The following is a 5,833-nucleotide window of genomic DNA, read 5'->3' on the forward strand; positions in this document are numbered from 1 at the left end:
GAGAACTGAGAGAATCAATTAATTCTCAACACTACATATACTAAGACGTTGGAGTTTTTTTCCAGAATTTCTACTATATGTAGTGTCTTTCCATAAGTCCTATATATTTGCCTCCTCCATTAAATGAGAGAAAATAGCGATCGCTTCTCTCTATCTGAGAACTGAGAGAATCAATTAATTCTCAACACTACATATACTAAGACGTTGGAGTTTTTTTCCAGAATTTCTACTATATGTAGTGTCTTTCCATAAATCCTATATATTTACCTCCTCCATTAAATAAAAGGAAATAGCGATCGCTTCTCTCTATCTGAGAACTGAGAGAATCAATTAATTCTCAACACTACATATACTAAGACGTTGGAGTTTTTTTCCAGAATTTCTACTATATGTAGTGTCTTTCCATAAATCCTATATATTTACCTCCTCCATTAAATGAAAGGAAATAGCGATCGCTCCTCTCTATCTGAGAACTGAGAGAATCAATTAATTCTCAACACTACATATACTAAGACGTTGGAGTTTTTTTCCAGAATTTCTACTATATGTAGTGTCTTTCCATAAATCCTAATTAATTTTTCAGTTCTCCTGCATCGTAATGGTGAGAATATACATTTTTTCCCACACTCTTCATACTCCCCACACCCCCCCCACACTCCCTACCTAGGGAGTATTACGAGACTCTCGACGTTGCTGCATTAATTTCGACCACTCTTGTAATTGTTCAGGAGTTAAAACTTCTCTAATTTTAAGGAGAGTATTAAATTGTAATTCTGCTAGTTCTTGTCTCAAATTTAAAACTTCACTATGTTTTTTCCGAAGTTGATTATCATTCCCCTTACCAGTAATCATTGTATTTAATTCTGCCTGAGCATTACGCAAGTTTTGTAAACTTTGTCTGATTTCTTGTTGATTTTCCTGACGAATTGCAATAATTTTTTCAGTCTGCTCCTCGGTAAGATTTAGTTGTTCAAATATCCTGTTTTGATTTCGTCCTGGACGTTGTACTTGGATAGTTTGGCTAATTTTTTCAGAGACATTATTATAATTAGGATTTGCTAAAACAGAACTAATAGTTAAAGGTGTAACTAATAATCCTAATACAGCAGAAATCAAAAACTGAGACATAAAATTTTTCCTCTTAATAATTTACCTGGAGCATAAACCTTTACAGTTATGAGTTATTAGTTAAACCTTTTTCTAGTTTGATACCTATCAGAAATGATTCGTGAAAAAAAACTGTAGGGGTTTAGTTTTCCAATCCCATTTTCGCGCTTGGTTTGGAGACCAAACCCCTACGATAAAATGTTACAAAATAAGCGCAGATGCTACATGAAAATCCTCAAGTAAGAATTTAACTTCTAACTTCTGTAAGGATGATTCGCGTTTGCGGATAATTCCGCAGAAAATCAGCCCTACTAACTTCTGAATTGAGAATTCTGAATTCTAAATTCGGCGTTGGTAAATCGAGCTATGAAATAATCCGCATGCATTATTAAGAAACCGGGTTTTTTGGAGATAGATATTAGTACGATAAGGCATTTAATACAAACCCGGTTTCTATACTTTCGATACTAAATTCTAAATTCTTTAACGTAAAGTCACAAACTCTTCTGAAGTAGAAGGGTGAATACCAATAGTACGGTCAAAGTCTGCTTTGGTTGCGCCCATATTTACAGCGATCGCCATACCCTGAATAATTTCACCAGCATCTTTACCGACCATGTGTACTCCTAAAACGCGCTCAGTATTACCTTCGACTACCAATTTCACCATTACTTTGTCTTCTGCACCTGTGAAACTGTGGAACATTGGGCGAAATTTGGCGCGGTAACATTTGATAGACTCGCCAAATTTTTCTCTTGCTTCTGTTTCTGTCAGACCTACTGTTCCTCCTTCTGGTTCTGAGAAAATGGCAGTGGGGATATTTTCTAGAGAAATTGCTCTGGGAATATTACCAAATTCGGTATCAGCAAAAGCGCGACCTTGAGCAATAGCAACTGGGGTCAAATTTGCTTTATCTATACAGTCTCCAACAGCATAAATATTTGGTTGAGTTGTACGACAGTTGTTACTTACAGCAATTGCACCTCTGAGTGTTTCGACTCCAGCGTTTTCTAGATTTAAACCTGCTAAGTTTGGTTTACGACCAGTTGCACAGAGGAATGTATCGACTATTAACGGTTCGGTATTTTTTCCACTCAAGTGAACCTTTAACCCTTCTGGTACTTTCTCAATTTTTTCTACATTTGTATTAGTGCGGAAGTTAACACCATGTTTTGTCATTCCTTCTTGAATATTGCTGCGAATATCATCATCAAATCCTCGTAAGATTAGGTCTCGACGAATAATTTGAGTAACTTCGGTGCCTAACCCATTCAAAATTCCGGCAAATTCTACACCAATATAACCACCTCCCCAAACTGCCATTCTTTTTGGTTTTTCTGTGAGGTGGAACATTTCACGAGAGGTAACAGTATGTTCAATTCCGGGAATATTTATTTTTTCTGGTCTACCACCAACAGCGATTAAAATTTTGTCCGCTGTAAATTTCCGATCGCCTACTTCTACGGTATGGGGGTCGATAAATTTAGCATATCCTTCTATTAGTTCCACTCCTGCTTTTTCCAGGAAACTGATATGTAATTTATTCAGACGTAGAACTTCTGTATTTACCGAATCTCTTAATTTATGCCAATCAAAACTAGGTTCTACCTCACTCCAACCATAACCTACCGCATCTTTATATAAGTGAGAAAATCTCGAACCGTAAACCATTAGTTTTTTCGGTACACATCCTCTAATAACACAAGTACCTCCGACTAGATCGTTTTCAGCGATCGCTACTTTTGCTCCATAAGATGCTGCTCTTTTTGAAGATGCTAACCCTCCTGAACCTGCACCTATTACAAATAGATCATAATCGTATGCCATAATTGATATTCTGGGATTCCTATAACTATTTTGTTACAGAAATTATAGCAAACTATAAACCAACTAAACTATTGAAATTTTAGTTGGCCTAAATTTATTAGGTAGGAGGTTTTCTTTCACAAGTTCGAGAAAGGGAGTTTAAATATTTCGCTAAATCTTTGTTATTAAATAAGAAATTTCTCCACATCCTATTTAGGTTTTTGCTTTTCCGCTATACCAAGTTATAATTTCTGTTAATTTTAGTTATAGAAAATCATTAACCACTACAATTAATTAATCATTCTTATATTTTGTACCTTTTCTTCTATTAGCGTTTTTATGAGTAATTTGTAAATTATCAATAGAATCTAATCCTCCTATAGCTAATGGTTTTTTATGATCTACTTCAATCTCATCTCCCATAAGTAGGGGGTCTCCAGATACAGGACATCTGTTTCCTTGTTGTTTTATTAACGTTTCCTTATCTGAATCAGATAATTTGAGCTTTCTTTTATCTTGCTTGTACTTATTTTGAAATTTTTCTATCTCTTTTTTAAATTGATTTTCATCATAGTTACTATCTTCACTATTTTTCATTCTATAGAATAAATCTTTGAGTTCCTTTTTAATTACCTGTCGATGATATCTTACCATTTCATCATTCAGAGGACTTAGTACATACCAGAGTATGTAAAAGTATTGTTTAGTTCTTCTAAAGCTACGACTTTCCTTACGATTTTTGTAAAGAGAATCTAACTCATTTTTAAAATATGTATCTAGCTGATTTTTATCTTTATCTTCATCAAGCAACACACATTTTACTTTTGAGATAAATTTTTCCACCTTTGTAATGCTATTCATAAATAGTTTCTTGTCTTCCTGATGTTCAGAAACTTTTGTCAATACCGAACTAATATCTTTTATTGAAGCTAGTCTGGCATTAATCCTATTATTTTGTTTATATACTTTGAGAATTTTTTCTATGTTTTGTTCTTTAAGCTTTTTAAACTCAAAATATACTAAAGATGTATATAATTCCTCATTTTCCATCCGGTCACGGTCTTTGGCTAATTTTAGATAAAACCATTCTCGATGTTTACTAATATTATCTTTAATTTTGGTAATTACTTCGCGTTCAGCCCAAGAGTTCCACATTTCAAAATAATTTTCTTTAATAGGATAAGGCTTATTATTCAATCTAACAAATAAGTCTACTGGATTAAATTCTAGGTTTAGACTTTCTTCTATCTCAACAACAAATAATTGAAAGTCTAATATTTTGTCTTGTAATGCAAGTTCTAAATCCTGAAATTTTTTATTTCTTAACTCCTTAATAATTCGTAAATTTTTCAGGGAAAAGTTTGAATTTTTTGTGCTACATTTCTGATTTTCTTCATCAACATATTCTTTTCCTAGGTATCCTAATATTGTTAAAAGTCTTTGCTGACCATCAATGACTTCAGAAATTCCATCTGAACGTTTAAAAATAAAAATAGGTGGTAAATTAATACCTAATAAAATACTTTCTATAATAGCGGATGCCTTAGACAAATTAATTACTTCCGACCTCTGATAAAAAGGTCTAACTAAAAATTTCTTACGTTCCATCAATCGTGCTATATCATCTATTGAATATCGCGATGGTTCTGGCTTAGTTACTCTTAAATCTTGAAGCTCATTAAGTTTAGTAATAGTATCTTCATCCTCTGTTTGTCGTAGTTTACTCAGTTCTTTTCTTTTTTCATCACTTCCTGCATAATAGATTTCTAAATTAATTTCAAACTCTTCTTCAAATAACTTCGCTGTCAAAGTATATCGCTCCTGTATTTGCTTATAAAATATCGTCTGTTCTTCAAAATATTTTTGGAAGTTATTTGATATTTTTTTACTGATTTTCTCTAGCAAATCCTTGCGTTTTAGTCTCGATAAATTCACATTTTCATTTTCTAAGATTAGTAGGCTCCATAATAAACATTCAAAAACTAATCTATTATGCTTTAATTTTAGTCCTATAAAGATTTGCCTGAATGATTCTACAATTTTAACTTTATCAATAAATGATTCACATAATAACTCTACCTCTGTTTGAGAAGTTTTATCTGATAAATGTTCAAATAATTTTCCTAAAGTTTCTGTCCTATCATTACTCCGAGAATAGTACTTAATCGGAAACATTTTTAAGACTAAATTTCTTCTAATAAATTGTAAAATTTTTCCTCTATCTTTCTCTTTAGTGCTATTCCTACTTGGCTTAAAGAACAAATCATACATTAATTGTTCAAGATCTGGGTCTTGTTTCAGACGATTTTTAAAATACTGATAAATTGGATCGGTATCATAAACAGCATTGTCAATTTCTGGTGCCTTTAAAGGCGTTATGCCAGAATTATATCTAGCAAATATTTCTTTTTTGATTTTATCTTCTAATACAGAGTTTAACTTTGTTTCATTAACAATTGCAAATTCAACAATTCTGATTTTTGCCTCTAGAAACAAATCTATTATGCTAGTAGTTTCATCATTTTCAAAAAGGGATTTGTATGTACTTCTTGATAGTTGTTGTAAAGCAAATAACCCTTTTTTAGTTAATTGAAATTTATTCTCCTTAAATCTCTGGATTGTTTCAAATCTTTGCCTTCCATCAATAACCTCTATTTGATCTGCATTTTTGAAGAATATTAAAGGAGGTATTTCTGTTCCTAGAAGTATACTTTCAATAAAATATGAAGCTTTATCATCATCCCAAACATAATTCCTTTGATAGTAAGGTTTATAATCAATACGGTTTTTAAAGCGATCGCTAAATAGACTTTCTAAAGATGTTTGAATAAGTCTCTATTTTCAGATGGTCTTTGAATCTACCTTCAAAATATTCATGGTTATAAAAATAAATTTGTCAATTCAAAAAAATCTCCTTATT

Annotated in this window: 3 protein-coding genes; all 3 read right to left on the minus strand. The window is 32.2% G+C overall.

Translation table 11 applies throughout. The features are described from left to right. Positions 1-663: 663 nt before the first annotated feature. The 3 genes from F6K22_RS22440 to F6K22_RS22450 all read right to left on the minus strand — a co-directional run bounded on the left by F6K22_RS22440 (position 664) and on the right by F6K22_RS22450 (position 5,742). Positions 664-1,128: a Spy/CpxP family protein refolding chaperone gene (locus F6K22_RS22440; protein WP_293102910.1), complete on the minus strand. Its 465-nt coding sequence runs from the start codon at positions 1,126-1,128 to the stop codon at positions 664-666. Between the two features lie 462 nt (positions 1,129-1,590). Next, on the minus strand, positions 1,591-2,934 hold the full coding sequence (gor, locus tag F6K22_RS22445; RefSeq protein WP_293102913.1) for a glutathione-disulfide reductase: 1,344 nt from the start codon (positions 2,932-2,934) through the stop codon (positions 1,591-1,593). A 273-nt stretch (positions 2,935-3,207) separates the two neighbouring features. Then, on the minus strand, positions 3,208-5,742 hold the full coding sequence (locus tag F6K22_RS22450) for a GmrSD restriction endonuclease domain-containing protein (RefSeq protein WP_293102921.1): 2,535 nt from the start codon (positions 5,740-5,742) through the stop codon (positions 3,208-3,210). Positions 5,743-5,833 lie beyond the last annotated feature (91 nt).

The sequence above is a fragment of the Okeania sp. SIO2F4 genome (assembly GCF_010672385.1).
Classification (GTDB): Bacteria; Cyanobacteriota; Cyanobacteriia; order Cyanobacteriales; family Microcoleaceae; genus Trichodesmium.

Excerpts from the sequence above, each read along its gene's own strand:
- F6K22_RS22440 (WP_293102910.1), bottom strand. The coding sequence starts at position 1,128 with ATGTCTCAGTTTTTGATTTCTGCTGTATTAGGATTATTAGTTACACCT.
- gor (WP_293102913.1), bottom strand. The coding sequence starts at position 2,934 with ATGGCATACGATTATGATCTATTTGTAATAGGTGCAGGTTCAGGAGGG.